The sequence below is a fragment of the Psychrobacter sp. WY6 genome (genome assembly GCF_018448495.1).
In the GTDB taxonomy this organism is placed as follows: Bacteria; Pseudomonadota; Gammaproteobacteria; order Pseudomonadales; family Moraxellaceae; genus Psychrobacter.
In genome coordinates this window covers 1,265,617-1,284,370 of the sequence record NZ_CP049902.1, presented here as the reverse complement: position 1 = coordinate 1,284,370, position 18,754 = coordinate 1,265,617, and the positions used below count along the sequence as shown (strand labels likewise).

Sequence of the window (18,754 nt, the reverse complement as noted above, 5' to 3'; positions counted from 1 at the left end):
TAAAACCGATACTCAATCAACGTACTCAAAAACGGTAGTGTGTTGATTTTTTTACAAATTAAAAATGACATTTATACTTTGTACTGATAATCGTATGCGTCGAAAAGTTATTATATGTTATAGTAAGCAACTATTATTTTTTGTATCCAATGCGAGTGGTTTCTAGTTAGACGTGGTTTTTGCTAGGGTGCTATATCGTTTACAGCGATAAAATCCTACCAGCACGATAACCGCTTAAATGCGCAGAACGACGCGCCTATAGGCAAAGCAATTTGCTATTACTCGATGAAAAGTGATAACCCTATGATAAATGTTACAACCTTAGTGACTCGCTGCTTGTCTCCTCTTCTATTAATTGTCATTACTAGCTCACTTGCCTTTTCTGTTACTGCTCACGCGGAGAGTATGTATATTAAAAAAAGTAACGACGGTCAGATACTACTTACCAATCGCAGTGAACCTAGTGGTAACTTTAATAAGTTTACTAAAACAGTCAAAGTTACCCATTATAAAAAATCCAAAATGTATGATGGCAGTGGCGATAGCTATGGTAGTAGCTCTGCCAGCAGTAGCGGAAGCCGCAACTCATACGACAGTTATATTCGCGCCTCAGCTCAGCGTCATGGCGTAGATCCTGGGCTTATAAAAGCAATGATGCATAGCGAATCCGCATTTAACCCAAATGCACGCTCACCTGTTGGCGCACAAGGTTTGATGCAGCTAATGCCAGCGACTGCGCGACGCTTTAAAGTCAGCAACCCTTGGAACCCTGCAGATAATATCGAAGGCTCTGCTAAATACATTGCATGGCTGATGAAGCGTTTTAATAACAACGTAGAATTTGCGGTTGCGGGCTACAATGCGGGTGAAGGTAACGTTGATAAATATAACGGCATCCCGCCTTTTAAAGAAACCCGTAACTATGTCAAAAATGTCATGAGCCGTTACCATAGCTTGTATAAAAACGACTCAGGGCTATCAGGCAGTACCATGAACGCTAGCAATCAAATCGCCAATCCTAGTCTCAGTAGCGGCTTACAAAACGTCAGCTATGGTACCAGCAGTAATAGCAATAGTGCCAGCTATGCCAACTCAGCATATGATGCGCTACGCTAAAATGAAGACTATATGAACCGTTGAATCCAAACGTAAAAAAGCCCGTTAATATAATTAACGGGCTTTTTTGTGATAAGAGGCTTTATCTATTCATTCATAATCTATCTTGTCATATTTTTTGAGTTCGATACAAGATTAATAATAAAGCTGATCGGCGAGTACCAAACCAAAAAGTTTAGCACTCACCATTCTTCTTAGCAAAATTTAAAAATTACTTGTTAGCCAGTGCTTGTGTTGCAGCAACTTCAGCAGCGAAATCTTCTTGCTTTTTCTCGATGCCTTCACCAACTTCTAGACGTTTGAAAGCAAGTACTTTTACGCCTTCAGCTTTTAGTACATCACCAACTTTCTTCTCGTTGTCCATAACATATGGCTGACGTAATAAAGTCACTTCTTCTAAATACTTACGTAGGCCACCTTCGATCATTTTTTCAACGATGTTATCAGGCTTGCCAGACTCACGAGCTTTTGCTTCGATGATGTCTTTTTCGCGTGCTAATAAATCAGCATCTACACTTTCGTCATCAACCGCAACTGGGTTAAACGCAGCGATATGCATGGCAAGGTTTTTGCCAGTATCTGCGTTGCCGCCTTCAAAAGATACCACAACACCGATACGTAGACCATGACGGTATGAAGCAAGGTTGCTACCTTCTAATACTTCAACGCGGCGTACTTGGATATTTTCGCCGATTTTTTGTACCAAAGATACACGAGCTTCTTCAACAGTCTGACCATTGCCATATGGCAATTCAGCGATAGCAGCTACGTCAGTCACATTGTTTTCTAATGCAATGTTCGCTACTGCTTCTGCAAATGCCGTAAGTTTTCGTCTTTTGCAACGAAGTCAGTTTGGCAGTTTACTTCTAACAAGAATGCTTTGTTGTCGCCTTGAGCGATGATGATAGCGCCATCAGCTGCAATGTTACCCGCTTTTTTAGCTGCTTTGGCTTGACCAGATTTACGTAGGTTATCAATGGCAGTTTCTACATCGCCGTTTGACTCTTCTAACGCTTTTTTACATTCCATCATGCCAAGACCAGTACGGTCACGCAATTCTTTTACCATTTTGGCAGATACTTTTACTTCTGACATAAGAGTTACCTTTTATTATGTATGGGAGTGCTTAATTTCTATGAGATATATCTTTGCTATCTATTGGTACTATATCGCTCTTATAGTAACGGAAGCACTCATGGTTGATCGTGATAACAGACATCATTGTAATGACAGATATTGTGCATCACGAGGGCATATATAAGCGATAATACTCGCTTATTAACGAGTGTTCCATCAACAATAAGGCATGACGAGTAAAACTACATCATGCCTATTGTGAGCTTATACGTGTGAGCTTATACGCTGTTAATAACGTTATATGGATGCAGATAGTGTGACTATCAAGCTATCCTTACAAAGTTAAACCTTTGGGGTCAGCCAATTATTCTGCTGGAGTCGCTGCTTCTTCTGCTTTGGCTTCAACTGGTGCTTCTTCAGTAGCAGGTGCTTCTTGCTCAGCTTTGCCGCCCGCTTGAGTCTGTGCGTATTCTTTACCAGCGATAATCGCATCAGCCATAGAAGTCACATACAAGGTCACAGCACGGATAGCATCATCGTTTGCTGGGATGATGTAATCAACGTTATCTGGGCTAGAGTTAGTATCAACGATACCGATAACTGGGATACCTAGATTTTTAGCTTCTTTGATAGCAATCGCTTCATGATCTACGTCTACAACGAAGATTGCGTCAGGTAGGCCGCCCATATCTTTAATACCGCCTAGTGAACGCTCAAGTTTTTCCATATCGCGAGTACGCTCTAACGCTTCACGCTTAGTAAGCTTGGCGAAAGTACCGTCTTCTGCTTGTTTTTCTAGCTCTTTTAGACGGTTGATTGACTGGCGAAGTGTTTTCCAGTTAGTCAACATACCACCTAACCAGCGATGGTCAACGTATGGCATGCCAGCGCGTGCTGCTTGCTCAGCGATGATACCGCTTGCTGCGCGTTTAGTACCAACAAACAATACTTTGTTTTTCTTAGCAGCTAAGCCGTTAACGTAAGTCAATGCTTCGTTAAACGCTTTTACTGTGTGCTCAAGGTTGATGATATGAATCTTATTACGAGCACCAAAAATGTATGGTCCCATTTTTGGATTCCAAAAACGTGTTTGGTGACCAAAGTGAGCGCCGGCTTGTAGTAAGTCGCGCATTTCGATTTTGGTTGGATTCTTTGTAGACATGTGAAATTCCTATTGGTTGGGTTATGCCTCCACATCAAAAAACTGCCTATCTAGCGACACGCATCTGCTAACGGTTAATGCTTATTGTGGCAGCACTAACTTTTTGCAAATTAATCAAGTCGCCAAACACCCAGCAATTTTTTGCCATGATGTGTGTGTCATTGGTTGATGGGTTGGTTTAAAAAATTGAGCTATCATTTGAACGTAAAAATACGATGTGATAAAAAATAGCTGGGCTGTATTTTATCATATAATGCTTAGCGACTGCTAGCGCTATTATGCTGTTTAAGTAGATGATAACGCATAAAAAAACGACGCATTAACGTCGTTCTTTATACTGAATAAATGAGCAGCTGTAGATTAAGCGATACAGATACCAATGACCGCTTTATACCCACGCCACGTAAATGGTGTGACGTAACTTTGGCGATCTTTTGGCAAATAAGACACGCTTGGTGCGCTCTCAACAATATGCGGCGGCGAGATAATAAACTCTGAGCCAAACTCAGTACGAGCATTACCAGAGATAGTGTTGGCCATCTCACCGAGCAGATCCTTCATCATCGTGATCGATGAGTCAGGCTCGCCCATCACTTTTATGACCTCTCGCAGCATCACGCTTGGTGCACTCACATACACACAGCCTTCCAGAGGCCCTGATATCTCGATAACGCCGCTATAATCATAACCAACAGCACTCTTGTTATGATTTAAATAAGGGGTATCAATGGACACTTCCGAGCCATCAATTTGTGCAAAAAATGCATTGATCGAGCTCAGAAACACACCCAATTTTTCTAATTTAACCATAATATAATATCCATCTTTATGACGCGCGTGGCAGCAACGTTAATCCTGCAAACAGACCACAATCTCGCCTATCTGCGAGTTCCAAGTGATGGGAATGATAAAAGAACGCTCATCATTCGGCAACACAATACTTTGTGGAGAGCCTTTAAATACAAACGGCACAGAAATATGGAACTCTGAGCCAAACTCTTTACGCGCGTTACCAGCGATTGTATTGGCCACTTCACCAGCCAAATCGATGTAGTTTTCATCGCTTTTATCCGTTTCACCCATGCTATCTAGTATAGCGGACAATAACTGACGGGTTGCCGAAAAATACACCACGCCTTTTTGTCCACCCGATATACCGATCACACCCGTATAATCATGGACTTTTGGCTGTTTATTCTCTAACAGATATGGGGTGTCAGCGACAAGCTCCTCGCCCCCAAACTGATTAAAATAATTACTAATAATACTTAAAAAAATCTGTAGCTTTTGTTCTTTCATAATGACATCTACTTAAGTCGTTGAATGGTTTAGTCTTGCATTAGCTCATACAAAGACTCTACAAGCTCTTCTTCTGAAAAAGGCTTGCACAAAAATCCGCTGGCACCCAACGACAATGCTTCAATGCCAGTGGCTTTATCAGACAGTGCTGACACCACTAAAATACGTACTTCAGGGTCAATCGCAATGATTTTCTCAATGCATTCAAGTCCGTCCATTTGCGGCATGGTCAAGTCCATGGTGATTACATCAGGACGATGGACATTGAACTTTTCAATGGCTTGGACGCCACTGGTTGCCGTCGCAACCAGCATAAACTGCCCTGAATCGTACGCGCGTTGAATACGATTTCTAATATTTGAATCATCAACAATCATTAACTTATATAACTGATCTATTACCTTTAATGAAGTGCTTGTCATCCTTGACAATATACCTGCTGTTTCTAATTAAGCTTTTGGTAAAGTAATAACAAACCGTGTCATCTGACCAAATTCGCTGTTTACGTTAAGCTTGCCATCATAATCTTTTACTTTTGCTTTAATGATATCGAGACCGACACCACGTCCGCCATCTTCATCTGCATGTTCTTTGGTAGAGAAACCAGAAGAAAACAGTTGTTTGAGCAGCTCGCTTTGACTGAGCTGACTGGCTTCTTCTAGACTAAAACGACCGTCACTGCTTAACTTGGCACGAATGCTGTCATAATCAATACCTTGACCATCATCTTGCACCATCAGCATGAAATCTGAGCCGTTGTCTTTTAGTTCTAAATCAATCGTCCCAACCGCAGTCTTACCAATCGAATGACGAACACTTGGCGCTTCAATGCCATGTACCACAGCATTACGTAGTAGCTGAATGCTAATCTCTTTAATCGGCTTTACCAGATGCGCTGGTATGTCCGCTTGCATCAGCGTATTACTCTTTAGCTCTACTTGCTTACCTTGTCTTGCGGCAATATCTTTTGCAAATGCTTTATAAAAAGACAGATGATCATCAGTTGCGTCATTATCTAGGTCAATATCCTGACCAATATCAGTATCTATGATACTGGTTGAAGGATTTGATGTCTGACTGTCAGTCGCCACCGTTTTTGACATACTGTTTTGAGCACTATTGTCATCTAACCCATTTGCAGTTGGTGCAGTCTCTGGTGCTGAACGGTTAATACGCTCGCCCAAGGTCGCGATGGTATTTGATAGGCTTAATAAGTCATCCAAATGTACGGCCAATGGCAAGAAATCGTTACCAGATAATTGACCTTGGTTTTGCAATGCGTGCAGCTTGTCTTCCGCATCTGAGGCAATTTTAGTAAAGCTGTGCAGTTTTAGCGCAGAAGCTTCACCTTTTAAGCTATGCATTTCGCGATAGATGGCTTTTAGTTTGCCCTCAAGCTCGTATTGTGAGCTACCAGGATTTTTCAAGATATTGTTCATCTTCTCAATGTGCATCTGAGTATTATCAATAAATTCATTAATGATTTTTGGATTCACATTCAGAATAGTGGTGAGCATCTCAATCTGCATATCATTTTGCGAGCGCTCTTTTTCTAGACGCTGCTCTAAATATACGGCATCTGATACATCGTTGACGTTGACCAAAATACGGGCAATGTCTTTGTTGTCATAAACACGTGAGAACTTGAAGTCTAAGAAGCGATTATTCTGTGCTTTATCACCAGCATTGTTGTGTAGCATGACTTTGTGCAGTGGATTGAGAGAATCTACCAATTTTTCTTTAACGCGTGGATTGTAAAGCTGCTCAATAAATTGCTGTGTGGTTTTTAGATCTTTATCAGAAATACGCCCACGTAAAACGTTGGTAAAGTTCTCTCCTGACAATCTGTCCTCACCGATAATATCATTCAGTGCGCGAGAATGCTGCTGACCAATATTCAAGTCTTTATCAAGTAAGAATAGACCCGTATTTACCGTTTCCATAATTTCTTGCGTCTCGCGACGAGCAGCGAACGCTTCAGCATCGGTTTCACGTAAACGACGTACAAAGAAGAATACAAAGATTAGAAAGTAGGTAAAGATGGCGGCAACACCAAGTACCTGAATAAGACGAATGGTCGTCGCTTGGCGTTCGGCACTATTAAAAACATCTTTGGTCAAATTGTCTAACGAATCGTTAATCAATAGACTTGACGTCTTGGCTTGTTCAACGGCTTGGGTCAGATCATCTTCAGAGGAAACCATAATATTATCAGCATCTTTGAGATATGCTTGAATCTTAGGCTCTAACGCTTTCCACTGCTCATTAGCCGCGGTAATGTTTACTTGTGCGTTACTGTCAATCTTTGGCAGATCATAAGTTTTGCCATCAACGTCAGTGATCGTTGCACCTTGCTCAATAGCAGCAATAGAGCTGGTAATCAACGCCGTATTTTCCTCCAAACGCTCCAAAACGCGCTGAATATGCGGAGAGTTAGTATCTTCGCCATAGCTATTATCTAAGTCAAATAAATCTTTAATTACCGCCTGCGCGCTATTAGCGACTTGGTTGGTTTGGTCAATTAACGCAGTATTTCTTTCTAATAAGTTTGAGGTATAGAACGTAAAGGCTAACAAAGCACCGATGAGCGATAAAAATAGTGCAATTGAAATGATCAGACCTTGATAGCGCTTATTGTCAACATTGGGAGTGGTTGCCATCTTCAGAATTCCTTAGTTCAATTGCGTAGTATTAGTATCAGAATTGCTCTTATCAGCAGATGCAGGTACAGCCTCACCTAACCAGCGCTCTTCAATTTCCTTAAATGTCCCTTTTTCTTTCAGTTTAGCAATACCCTCATTAACCGTATTAATCAACTGAGTATTTTCTTTCGCCATTAATACAACTTGTTGCGCTGAAGGTGCGTCTGCCGCTTCATAAGGTACAATCTTCACTTTATGTTCTGGATAACCTTTTATGATGTACTGCAGCACTGGCATGTCGTATAAGAAAACATCAGTCTTACCTTGTACTAAGTCCTGATAAGCCAAAAATGCAGTAGATCTTGAAACCAACTCAACCGAGCTACCCATCTGTTTCAGAGTATCTTCTTCTTTAGAACCTGCCAACGTACCAGTTTTTAGACCCTTTATATCGTTTAAGCCTTTGATATCAAACTTACCTTCCAAGTACATGATGGTAGCTGGGTTAAAAAAGTAAGGCGTTGATAGACCATATCTTACCGCGCGATCATCTTTATAAGAGATACCAGAAATAGCTAAATCACGTTTTCCTGACTCCACACTATCGAACATATCTTGCCAAGTCTCTTTATAAAACTCGACTTTAAAGCCTTGCTCCTCGCCGATAGCTCTAATGGAATCAACGTCCGTACCCTGCATGTTGCCATAGTCATCTTGAAATGAGAAAGGCGGTAAATCACCCGTCATAGCGACCTTTAATGTTGGTGCCGTATCAGGCAAATTACTGACAAAATATCTTTATTTTCTGTTACTGGCGTACCAGTCGAATTGGCATTTTCTTGAGTGGAAGAGTTACCGCAGCCAAACAGGCCAACACTCAATACAATTGGTAACACTCGATATAACTGCATCATAATTTACCCTTAAAGCTTCACGTGGTTGTACATATTAATTAATGACAATCTAGCAAGGTTAGGTAATATCTTCACAATACTTACTTACAGAAAGTTACGTTTGATAATACTTGCCTAACTTTATGATTGCAATAATTATGTTTAGTTATTACGTACAATTTGTTATATATGGCAAATAAAGGATATTAAGGGCGTACTTAAGTCTATTTATATGCCTGAAAACTTTTAATATGGCCTTGTTTCATGATCAGTTTTATGCAAAAAATAAAATAAAAAGTACAAAAAAAAGCATCCCTACATAATCAATGTAAGAATGCCTTTTAAGATGCTAGTGCAAGAATTATAAAGTCTCTGGCTTATTCCGCATCGTCCAGATTTAAATTACGATCTATCTGCCAAATCAAAAAACAGCCAAGACTCATTAAAGCGAACATCGCAATACCAATTTTGAGTACAGGATTAACTGGAAATAGGTTAATAAAATCCACCAAAGATACCGACTGAAAACATGAGCGAGCCTTGTAGCGCACTTGCCATGCCCGCTCGGCGTTTTTGAAAGGCCAGCGCAATAGCAGAAGCATTTGGCTGAGTCAGACCTAAGCCTGCGATACAGAAGAAAATACAAGCCAGCACCAGTGGAAGCCAAGCATCAGTACCCAAAAATAGACCTATTACAAATAGCACGCCTGCAGAAATAACCTGCATCATCGCACCAAAGCGCAAAATACTCAAAATACGAAAGCGATTGGTGAGCCACTGATTCAGCTGAGTCAAACCCACAAAACCAGCAGCATTCATCCCAAATAACCAAGCAAAGTGGGTGGCGGATACCCCATAGGTATCCATAATCAGCTCAGAGGCTGAACTGATATAAACAAACATCGCCCCCATCAGCAGGCCACCACCAATCGCTGGATAATTGAACGTCGGGTCTTTTAATAAGTCCCAGTACTGACTCAGTACTTCTCTTGCAGGACGTACATTACGATTTTCTTCCGTCAACGTTTCAAAGAAGAAAAACTTTGTGAGTAATAAATTCAACGTGCCAAAAGCAGCCAAAAACCAAAAATAGAGTGCCAGCTAAAAAACTGTAGAAATAGCGCACCAAGCGATGGGGCTAATATCGGCGCTAAACCCATCACCAAAATCATAATAGAAAAGGCTTTTGCGGTTTGTTTGGCAGTCAATCGATCGCGAATCGCAGCACGAGTAACCACCGCGCCGACACAGGCACCAAGCGCTTGCATCGTCCGCCCAACAAACAATACATACTCGTTATTAGTAGTCGCACAAACAATGGAGGCGATGACATATAGCGTCATACCGATATATAAAGGCTTAACGCGACCAACACGATCACTAAATGGTCCATAAAATAACTGACCAAATACCAAGCCTAAAAAATAGGCAGGAACAGAGTTGGCCATAAAGGCTGTGGATACGCCAAAGTCATCTGCCATCGATGGTAATGCAGGCAGATACATATCAATAGACAATGGCCCCACTGCCACGATAAGTCCAAGCATCATAATCCATGCAACAGGCAAATCAGCAGAGCGTACGCGCTCAGAAGCAATGGGTCGATTGGGTAGAGAGGATTTTGGAGCAGACATATTCAGACCATTTTATATAGAGTGTATTGAATTTTTATAAAGGTTCAATACACCCTAGTGATTGTTATTGTATTATTCAGGCTTCCATTGTCTTTAATATTTAGTCTTTACTCAATACTGAAAACAAGGGTCATTGCCACCATTAGTGCACATTTGCATGCAGCGGCGCAAGTGGACAGTGTTATATCGTACTATCCGCTCACATTTCAATAGAGATATGACGTTAATAAAACAAACAATAACAACTAAAAACAATCATAATAATTTGTAAAAATAGGTCTGAGCGTCAGCGTAGCGGCATAATTAGTAAAAGATATTTAGCGGAACTGGCGCTTGCCAAATGCCGTACTGGCTTGCTTGGCCTTTCTTAACGCAAGCTTGCGATTACGACCGAGCATCATTTTAAGCTGCCATACTTTTTCTTTGTATAAAGTAGTGGCTGGCTGCTGGAACATAGCATTGACCACACGCTTACTCGCCAACACCGCATCAGGAGAGCGCTCTGCAAATTCAGCAGCGAGCTTTTGCGCCTGATCAAGTGGCGCTTCATTGCAATGGCTGACAAGACCCAATGCTTTGCCCTCACTGGCAGTCACGATACGCGCACTCATGGCAAGCTCTTTTAGCACATCTTCACGTACCACGCCAAACGCCGATTGCGTCAAACCCATGTCTGGTACCAGCCCCCACTTAGCTTCCATAATAGACAGTTTGCAATCTGGATGACTGATGCGCACATCGCAAGCCAGCGCTAGCTGAAGCCCTGCACCGATACAATAGCCTTCTAATACAGCATGACCGGTACAGGCACATCGCGCCATACCAGACAAACTCGCTGGAACGAGCTATGCATGGCTTTACCAGCTCCCAAACGGCGAACGCTTGATTTTTCGGTGATTTAAATCACCCAATCGATTGCCGCACAAAAACGTGCCTTCACCATTGAGAATCACCGCACGTATCGTTTTGTCTTTACAATGCTTTCTGCGACAGCAATCATTCTTCCCACTTTAAAGCTCATGGCATTTTTTGTGTGGGCGATTTAAGGTTACCGTAAGTATATTGTCAGTCATACTAATTGTAAGGTTTCATATTGGTAAGTGGCATGGCATCGCGTTCATAACAATCCTTTCATGAATAAATAGAAATGGCATCTAAATATGATGCCGATACGTCTAAAGCTGATGGCAACAATATTAACAGCCTTGTTACGACGCCTCATCAATAACTGACTGCAACGATTCGATTCACCATTTATGTCATAAAACCATCATCTCTAATCATTTTCCACGTCATATCATTTCACTCAAACGATGATAATTGAGCTGAGGATAGGCTGACAAATCTAGCGCCTGCAAATTATTTAACGCTGTTATTAATGCGGCATAATATGGCTCAAGCATAGCAACTGCGCAGGGGTGGGTGTGTTGGACATTCAGCAAGCATTTATCTTCTAGGTCTTGACTGGCCTGACGTAATTGCGGCACACCAGTATAACGACTGCCGCCTAAGATGCGATGAGCAATTTGCGCTAGCATACTGCGATCACGGGCGTCCCACGCTTGCGTCAGCGCCTGCTTTTCATCATTGATCGTATCAAGCATCATAATGATAAGCTTGGCTGCCAAGTCGGGCTTATTCGCTGAGCGGGTCAACGCGTCTTGCCAATCTAAAATAGCAAACCCATCACTTTCGTTAGCCCCCAAAGAGTGATGGCTTAAATGGTGGTGACTGCTGTCCCAATTCTTCGTTTCTTGCGCATATGTGTGGGAATTTGTAGGCGTTACCACTCCATCGCGAGCACATTTATCGGTGTTTCCGATGGCTTTAATAGTGGCGACTGTCCTTGTTTATGTAAGCGCAAGTTCTCATAGCGTGGCTGGGTGTCACGCGGTGTTTCGCGTCTATAATCCTCACGAGGTTGGCTGTCTCGCAAGTAATTATCACGAATTTTCTTCAATGATAAAGGACGCGTTATTTTTGGCTGATTGATTGTATTAGAATCGCTATGACGGTTATTTTCATCCCCTTTCACCATAGGATAGGCAATGGTTGTAGAGTCTGATGGCCACGTTGAATACGTTTCAGCCTCCCTATTCTGTAAATCAGTAGAGTGTGAGTTATCTTTTGACAAATCGATAACCTGCACATCAGTATTGTGCACATCCGTACTGTGCAGATTGGTATCAGGCAACGTTGTTAACTGCGGCATTGTCGTTGTGCGTCCAAGCCATTTTTGCAGTACTTGTATAACTGAGGCTGGGCTAATGGGCTTACCCACATAGTCATTAATGCCACTGGCGATCAGTTTTGTCTCGCTCATCAGCCAAACCATGGGCAGTCAACGCAATAATCGGGATACGGCTATCATCATTTTCAATGTTGCGAATTTGTCTTGCGGCTTCATGCCCTGACATACGCGGCATTTGGATGTCCATGAATATTAGATCAATATGACCTTTATCCTGAGTAGCAACTTTATCGTCGGTATTCATCTCTTCATGAAGCGTACTATTTGATTTCTTGTTTACCTCATCGCGCGTTTCAGCTTTAGAGATTTGCGTTTTATTCGACAGACTTTGCTTATCATTCTTTGTGGTTTTAAGATTTTTGGTTTGTTGTTTGCTGATAATTTCTATGGCGTCAAAACCACTACTCGCTGTGATGACTTGGATGCCAAGCTCACTAAGTAATGCATCGAGCACCAACAAATTGGGCAGATGATCGTCGACTGCCAGTACCGTCACCCCTGTCCAGCGCGGTTCTTGCACGCTTTTTTTGGTACTGCGATTTTGGGTGTCGAGCATGGCATAAAGCTGTCTTTTGTCTAAAGGCTCATACAAAATATTGGCATGATAACGATTTAATAATGCTTGATCGGCAGCAACTTGATAACCAAATACCGCAAGCTTGCCTTGATAATGCAGACGAATTTGTTTGAGTAATGCCATCATATCGTCTTGGGTATCATCATCGACGATGACCCAATCCCAATAATTACCATACTCTTTTAATGACTCAAGTACGCCTGGTAAGGAATTGGCTTGGGTCAATTTAATCGGCAAATATTGCAAGCTGGCTTTGAGCACTTGGATAGAGGCGGTATGATTGATCCATACCAATACATTAAACTCATCGGTCTCACTCGCCAATGGAGCCAAGACTGGAAGCTCAATTGTCTGGCCAGTAGCGGCTTCTAACACATCGACATGTGCTGGCATCCGAAACCAAAACGTTGCGCCCTGATTGGCAATATTCTCTTGAGCGTTATCATGAAAGCCAATATCACCGCCCATTAGCCGCGTTAATTGCTTGGAGATAACGAGCCCCAACCCTGTGCCGCCATACTGACGAGTGATTGAAGGGTCGCCTTGGCTAAAGCTTTGAACAGCATTTTTTGATCGCTAAAAGATGCCCTTACCGCTGTCTTGCACACTGATCATGAGATAATTATCACGATGATCATCCAAGCTGACACGCACTACCACATCGCCACTATCGGTAAATTTAATCGCATTGCCGACGATATTGGTCAATACTTGCTTGAGGCGTAGGGCGTCGCCATTGATGCGCATCGGCACATCATTATAAAACACACCGCCATGCGCAGACCTTTTTCTGCGGAAAAGCATATCGACCACATCATAAATAGTGTCATAAAGGTCAAACTCATGACGGTCAAGTACCAGCTTGCCCGCCTCGATCTTAGAGAAATCCAAAACATCGTTAACCAAGGCAAGCAAGTGTGCTGATGACTTACGTATGGTTTGCACGTACAAATCTTGTTCAGGATTCAATTCGCCATGCCTTGCCAGCAAATTGATAAAGCCATCGATACTGTTTAATGGCGTGCGCAGCTCGTGGCTAATATTGGCCAAAAACGCCGATTTGGCTTGGCTGGTTGAAATTGCCGCATCACGTGCATTACGAATAGAGATGTTTTGCATTTCCATCTCATCAAACGCAAGGCGCAAATCATCCTCGGTTTGCTCGGCATGGTCTTTTAACTCCTGAAAGCTTCTATGCAGGCGGCGTAGCGTTTTGACCAAGTCTTGCTGCAATAAGTTCAGCTCACCATCTGACTCAACAGGAATAGGCTGATACAGATTGTCGACATGGGTACGCTGCAACTGCAAACGTAGCTCATAAATTGGTGCTATCCAGCGCTTGAATAAATATTTAAACTCAGCAATAAAATCAAAATGGTGAACAAGCCGGTAATCACTAACGCCATGGCGATACGGTAGCGGGCGATGTAGAGTGGTTCATTGTCCATATCGACGAGTAGCCACAGTTTTTTCCTTCAAACTCCCCTAACACACTGCCATAAGCGGTTCCAATAGGCGTTGGTTGCTGCGATAAAAAATTCTTTTGTGTCTATTGCAGGCCATGCTTCGTTCAGTCCATAACCGACTGCGGCGAGCACTTGATTGCTTTCATTGATGATCGCAATACGCTGTACATGTTGCTCGGACTGCATACGACCCAGCTTATCTTGAATTTCCTCAAGCTTCGTGATGGTCGTTTGAGTGGCATCATTTGCTCTGATTTCGCCATCCACATTGGGTTCGCCGTCTGCTTGCTGGCGCTCTTGCGCCAACAGCTCAGGGATTAGCTCTGCAATCGCTGGGGTATAACGAATCAGCACCGCCTCCGCCAATACTTCTTGTTCGGAATTGCTGGCACGCATGGTCTCATAAAAGACCAAAATACCGCCCACCGCTGCCAAGATACAAATGGGTAGGAACACCAATATAATCAACTGGCCATACGCACTGCTAGTATCAAAACGTTTTTTGTATGCCATGCTAGCTTTACTCTCTACAGAAAATTGCACACTATGAATCAATAGCGGCGGTAAGCGGTGTTAGCCAATCATAATTTTTTTAGGGGCTGTGCTCATTTCAAAGCTCTCCTCATTTCAAAGCTATCGTCATTTCAAAAATGATAACTGCATACCCATGATAAATTTAGTGATTCTTGTTCTTGCCGTACCTATATATTGCCATAACTATAACGCATTTCATCGATCATGGTGAGTGGCTATGATGCAAAGGCATTTTAACTGTCCAGCCCTTTTTAAACACCACTCATTTACCAAAATCTCTTGATGCCTTCAGCGTAGCCAAAAACAAAATGATATAATGACGCAACTTTTCATTTATTGCTATTTGGTTAAAGCGGTAGAAATATCATTAACGATCAAATTACTCACTTCACTCAATAGCAGCCGTATCAAGATATTTATTCAAAAATCAAAATGACAATTAAAAAATAAACGGTAATTAAAAATCAATTTTAAAAATTCGCAAGGATACTTTATGTCCGCAACGGCTATCTCCAACTCTAATTTCATTACTCAAGTTACCAAACTTGCTGATTGCGTCGGTCAGACGCCATTGGTTAAATTGCAGCGCTTACCTGAGCAAGAGCAGCTGACCAATGGTGCTGCGTTACTGGCCAAGCTTGAAGGTAACAATCCAGCGGGGTCTGTTAAAGATCGTCCTGCTTTTAATATGATTTATCAGGCAGAACAGCGCGGTGATATCAAAGCGGGCGACATGCTGATTGAAGCCACGAGTGGCAATACGGGTATCGCTTTAGCCATGGTCGCGGCGATGCGTGGCTATCCGATAACGCTACTGATGCCAACCAATTCAACTCAAGAGCGCAAAGATGCTATGATTGCGTATGGTGCGACGTTAATCGAGGTGGATGAAGGCATGGAAGCCGCACGCGATTTAGCGCTGCAAATGCAAGCAGATGGCAAAGGCATCGTATTGGATCAGTTTAATAACCCTGATAACAGTCAAGCCCATTACCTGACCACAGGGCCTGAACTATGGGCGCAAACCGAAGGTAAAATCACTCATTTTATTAGCTCAATGGGCACCACTGGTACTATTACCGGTGTATCGCAATACCTCAAAGAACAAAATCCAGATATCAAAATCATCGGACTACAGCCTGATGAAGAAGCTTCGATTGCTGGTATTCGCCGCTGGCCTGCAGCTTACATGCCGGGTATCTTTAACGCAGATTTGGTTGATGAAATCATGGATGTGGATCAGCGTATCGCAGAAATTTATATGCGCAAACTGGCGAAAACTGAAGGTGTTTTCGCGGGCGTTTCATCAGGTGCTGCAGCATGGGCTGCCGTACAAGTCGCTAAAGAAAACCCTGATGCCGTCATCGCCTTTATTGTCTGTGATCGCGGCGATCGTTATTTGTCGACGGGTTTATACAATATTAACGACGACAATATTGACGCCAGCAATGTCGATCGATAACCGCACATAAATTACCTAACGCACAGACAACCCTGCTCAGTTTAGTTGATTCAATCAGGATTTCTTATGTCACAAGCTCTACCATCCGACCCTATACTGGTCTTTGATATCGAAACTGTCGCTAATACCGATGCGGCGCGCCGTATCTATCCGCAATTGGCAGAGTTGAATGATGCAGATGCATTGAGCGCACTCACAGCGCTTCGAATACAAGAAGCTGGGCATGATTTTATGCGCTTGCCACTGCAGCGTATCGTCTGTATCTCAGCGTTATATATCAAAGATGGCAAGTTGTCGTTGTTCTCATTGACCGCTGATAAATTTAGTGAAAAAGATATTCTTGCCAAATTTTTTCGGGCATTTAGTGACCTTGAAAAACTGCCACAGCTTATTAGTTGGAATGGCTCAGGTTTTGATATTCCTGTACTGATATATCGGGCTATGCAATACGATTTATCAGCGCCATGGTTATTTGAAGAAGGCGAGCGCATCAAAAACATGCGCTTTGATAATTATGTCAATCGCTTCCACACCCGTCACCTTGATTTGATGGACAGATTTAGCCAGTACGGTGCCAGCCGCCGCGAAGCCATGGATATTGTCGCAAGCTTATATGGTCTACCGGGTAAAACAGCTGTCGACGGTAGTATGGTTGGTGAGCTTGTCAGCACTAATGACTGGCAAACGCTGTCTATTTATTGCGAGTCTGACGTCATGAATACATGGCTAATCTATTTGCGCTGGTTGCGTTTAACTGGGCAACTATCCTCACAAGATTTTGACGCTTGGCAGCAGCAGAGCTATGACTATTTAGTAAAATATACCCAAGCGGATGGTCATGCTCGCCATCAAGACTTCATCGCTGATTGGTCATCTGCGCCCACATCATAACAAATGAAGTTATATGAAGGCGCGTTATAAGACATCGCGTTTATCCTCATTTTTTTAGTTATTTATCATTTATTATTAAGGCAGGTTTATGCAACCCACCGATTCAAAAACGTCTACAACCTCTGATGTTACGCCAGCAACGAGCGAGACCCAAACGATTACTATTCCGCCTAATAAGAAAAAATCTAAACCCTCATCAAAGACACGCCGCCGCCTAAAGGATGCAGAACCTCTGCCCTTCACCATTGATGGTTTGTCGCATGATGGTCGCGGCGTTGCCGTTTATGGTAATGGTTTTGGTATAGACGATGGTCATGTCGAAGACAAACATGGCAAAAAAATCTTTGTAAGCTTTGCATTGCCGGGTGAAAGTGCCTTGGTCAAAATAACCAATAGCCGTGCCAGCTTTGAAGAAGGCGAGGCTGTCAGTATTACTGCCAACCCAAATTCTGAACGTGCCGTACCGCCCTGCCCACATTTTGGCGTCTGCGGCGGCTGTAATTTGCAACACTGGCAGCCAGACGGTCAAATCAACTTTAAGCAATCTGTATTGGCTGAAATGCTGATACACCAAGCCAATGTCACGCCTGATAACTGGCTTGCTCCAATAGTTGGTGATCGTCTTGGTTATCGTACCAAAGCACGATTGGGTGTGCGTTATGTCACCAAAAAAGAAACCGCGCTTGTCGGCTTTCGTGAGCGCTCAAGTAACTTTTTGGCAGAATTAAATGAGTGTCATATTTTAGATCCAAGAATTGGTTTTGAGATTGAAAACTTAAAAACACTGATTAGTACGCTAGAGAGCCGTAACAAGATTGCTCAGCTTGAGTTGGCCATGGGTGAGGAGATGCCTGAGCTGCCAGATGGCAATCAGCCCGTTGCCCTTATCGTACGCAACTTGGAGCCATTATCAGACGCGGATATAGAAAAGCTAAAAGTATTTTTTGCCGCACGCAACTGGCAGCTATATTTGCAGTCTAAAGGTGCGGACAGTATCCAGCGTATTGCATTGACTGCAGATGATGACATGAGCCAGCAATTTGGTCGTTTATATTACCAATTGCCAGAATACGATTTGACTTTCGAGTTTATCCCGACAGATTTTACCCAAGTGAACCTGTCCGTTAATCGTCAAATGACCAAGCTTGCTTGCGATTTGTTAGACTTAAAAGCAGGTGAACGCGTACTTGATTTATTCAGTGGTCTAGGCAACTTTAGCTTGCCACTCGCGCGCCTCGTTGGTGAGACAGGTTCTGTGGTTGGTGTTGAAGGCAGCGAAGCGATGACCGCACGTGCAGCCGATAACGCACGTCGTAATGGCATCAATAATACAGAATTTTATAGCCAAGATTTGACGCAAGACTGTACTGATAAACCTTGGGCAAATCAGGGCTTTGATGCGCTATTGATCGACCCGCCGCGTTCTGGTGCTTGGGAAATTATGCAGTACTTGCCGAAATTTAACGCTGAGAGAATCGTTTATGTCTCTTGCAACCCTGCAACCCTCGCCCGTGATACAAAAGCATTATTAGAGCAAGGCTATCGTCTGACTCATGCTGGCGTAATGGACATGTTCTGTCATACCGGTCATGTTGAGTCCATCGCTCGTTTTGAAAAAGTAGCGGTGTAATTCAATTTACGGTTAAGTGAGCGGTTCAGAGCATTAAATAGCCATGCTAAAGGTCACTGAGCTTGATTCAAAATTTGAGTCAAGCGGTGGCAAAAAATGATGGTTTTTATCCTGATTAAC

12 protein-coding genes and 3 pseudogenes are annotated in these 18,754 nt (G+C 42.8%); 4 read left to right on the top strand and 11 right to left on the bottom strand.

The annotated features are described in order from the left end of the window. Positions 1–303: 303 nt before the first annotated feature. Positions 304–1,116, top strand: coding sequence for a lytic transglycosylase domain-containing protein (locus G7Y90_RS06380; RefSeq protein WP_250163698.1), 813 nt, complete (start codon positions 304–306; stop codon positions 1,114–1,116). Positions 1,117–1,327: 211 nt separating this feature from the next. Here G7Y90_RS06380 and tsf read toward each other — a convergent pair. The 11 genes and pseudogenes from tsf to G7Y90_RS18900 all read right to left on the bottom strand — a co-directional run. Beyond that, positions 1,328–2,211, bottom strand: a pseudogene (gene tsf / locus G7Y90_RS06375) (translation elongation factor Ts). A gap of 346 nt (positions 2,212–2,557) precedes the next feature. Then, a complete protein-coding gene (gene rpsB, locus G7Y90_RS06370) occupies positions 2,558–3,355 on the bottom strand; it encodes a 30S ribosomal protein S2 (protein WP_045443642.1) in 798 nt (265 codons plus the stop codon). A 360-nt stretch (positions 3,356–3,715) separates the two neighbouring features. Next, positions 3,716–4,165 carry a chemotaxis protein CheX gene (locus G7Y90_RS06365; protein WP_250163697.1) on the bottom strand — a complete coding sequence of 150 codons (450 nt, stop codon included), beginning with the start codon at positions 4,163–4,165 and terminating at the stop codon, positions 3,716–3,718. Positions 4,166–4,204: 39 nt separating this feature from the next. Then, positions 4,205–4,654, bottom strand: coding sequence for a chemotaxis protein CheX (locus tag G7Y90_RS06360; RefSeq protein WP_045443636.1), 450 nt, complete (start codon positions 4,652–4,654; stop codon positions 4,205–4,207). A gap of 29 nt (positions 4,655–4,683) precedes the next feature. Beyond that, positions 4,684–5,076, bottom strand: coding sequence for a response regulator (locus G7Y90_RS06355; protein ID WP_250163696.1), 393 nt, complete (start codon positions 5,074–5,076; stop codon positions 4,684–4,686). Positions 5,077–5,103: 27 nt separating this feature from the next. Next, complete coding sequence (locus G7Y90_RS06350) at positions 5,104–7,314, bottom strand: ATP-binding protein (RefSeq protein WP_250163695.1); 2,211 nt, start codon at positions 7,312–7,314, stop codon at positions 5,104–5,106. A gap of 12 nt (positions 7,315–7,326) precedes the next feature. Then, positions 7,327–8,076, bottom strand: coding sequence for a transporter substrate-binding domain-containing protein (locus G7Y90_RS06345; RefSeq protein WP_250163694.1), 750 nt, complete (start codon positions 8,074–8,076; stop codon positions 7,327–7,329). Between the two features lie 490 nt (positions 8,077–8,566). Then, positions 8,567–9,823: pseudogene (locus G7Y90_RS06340) on the bottom strand (multidrug effflux MFS transporter). Positions 9,824–10,140: 317 nt separating this feature from the next. After that, positions 10,141–10,644, bottom strand: coding sequence for an enoyl-CoA hydratase-related protein (locus G7Y90_RS06335; protein WP_250163693.1), 504 nt, complete (start codon positions 10,642–10,644; stop codon positions 10,141–10,143). Between the two features lie 471 nt (positions 10,645–11,115). After that, entirely contained in the window at positions 11,116–11,529 is a 414-nt protein-coding gene (locus G7Y90_RS18905; RefSeq protein ID WP_502937405.1) for an Hpt domain-containing protein, read from the bottom strand. A 500-nt stretch (positions 11,530–12,029) separates the two neighbouring features. Further along, positions 12,030–14,630 (bottom strand): annotated as a pseudogene (locus G7Y90_RS18900) (hybrid sensor histidine kinase/response regulator); the annotation flags it as partial. A 514-nt stretch (positions 14,631–15,144) separates the two neighbouring features. Here G7Y90_RS18900 and cysM point away from each other — a divergent pair. The 3 genes from cysM to rlmD all read left to right on the top strand — a co-directional run bounded on the left by cysM (position 15,145) and on the right by rlmD (position 18,634). Further along, the gene (cysM, locus tag G7Y90_RS06315) at positions 15,145–16,113 is read left to right on the top strand and encodes a cysteine synthase CysM (RefSeq protein ID WP_250163691.1); all 969 of its coding nucleotides are present in this window, start codon (positions 15,145–15,147) and stop codon (positions 16,111–16,113) included. A gap of 66 nt (positions 16,114–16,179) precedes the next feature. After that, complete coding sequence (locus G7Y90_RS06310) at positions 16,180–17,004, top strand: 3'-5' exonuclease (RefSeq protein WP_250163690.1); 825 nt, start codon at positions 16,180–16,182, stop codon at positions 17,002–17,004. A gap of 88 nt (positions 17,005–17,092) precedes the next feature. Then, on the top strand, positions 17,093–18,634 hold the full coding sequence (gene rlmD, locus G7Y90_RS06305) for a 23S rRNA (uracil(1939)-C(5))-methyltransferase RlmD (RefSeq protein WP_250163689.1): 1,542 nt from the start codon (positions 17,093–17,095) through the stop codon (positions 18,632–18,634). The last annotated feature ends 120 nt before the right edge of the window (positions 18,635–18,754 follow it).

What these genes read in the sequence shown, in the direction of transcription:
- G7Y90_RS06380 (WP_250163698.1), top strand. Translation starts at nt 304, where the DNA reads ATGATAAATGTTACAACCTTAGTGACTCGCTGCTTGTCTCCTCTTCTA.
- rpsB (WP_045443642.1), bottom strand. Translation starts at nt 3,355, where the DNA reads ATGTCTACAAAGAATCCAACCAAAATCGAAATGCGCGACTTACTACAA.
- G7Y90_RS06365 (WP_250163697.1), bottom strand. Translation starts at nt 4,165, where the DNA reads ATGGTTAAATTAGAAAAATTGGGTGTGTTTCTGAGCTCGATCAATGCA.
- G7Y90_RS06360 (WP_045443636.1), bottom strand. Translation starts at nt 4,654, where the DNA reads ATGAAAGAACAAAAGCTACAGATTTTTTTAAGTATTATTAGTAATTAT.
- G7Y90_RS06355 (WP_250163696.1), bottom strand. Translation starts at nt 5,076, where the DNA reads ATGACAAGCACTTCATTAAAGGTAATAGATCAGTTATATAAGTTAATG.
- G7Y90_RS06350 (WP_250163695.1), bottom strand. Translation starts at nt 7,314, where the DNA reads ATGGCAACCACTCCCAATGTTGACAATAAGCGCTATCAAGGTCTGATC.
- G7Y90_RS06335 (WP_250163693.1), bottom strand. Translation starts at nt 10,644, where the DNA reads ATGGCGCGATGTGCCTGTACCGGTCATGCTGTATTAGAAGGCTATTGT.
- cysM (WP_250163691.1), top strand. Translation starts at nt 15,145, where the DNA reads ATGTCCGCAACGGCTATCTCCAACTCTAATTTCATTACTCAAGTTACC.
- G7Y90_RS06310 (WP_250163690.1), top strand. Translation starts at nt 16,180, where the DNA reads ATGTCACAAGCTCTACCATCCGACCCTATACTGGTCTTTGATATCGAA.
- rlmD (WP_250163689.1), top strand. Translation starts at nt 17,093, where the DNA reads ATGCAACCCACCGATTCAAAAACGTCTACAACCTCTGATGTTACGCCA.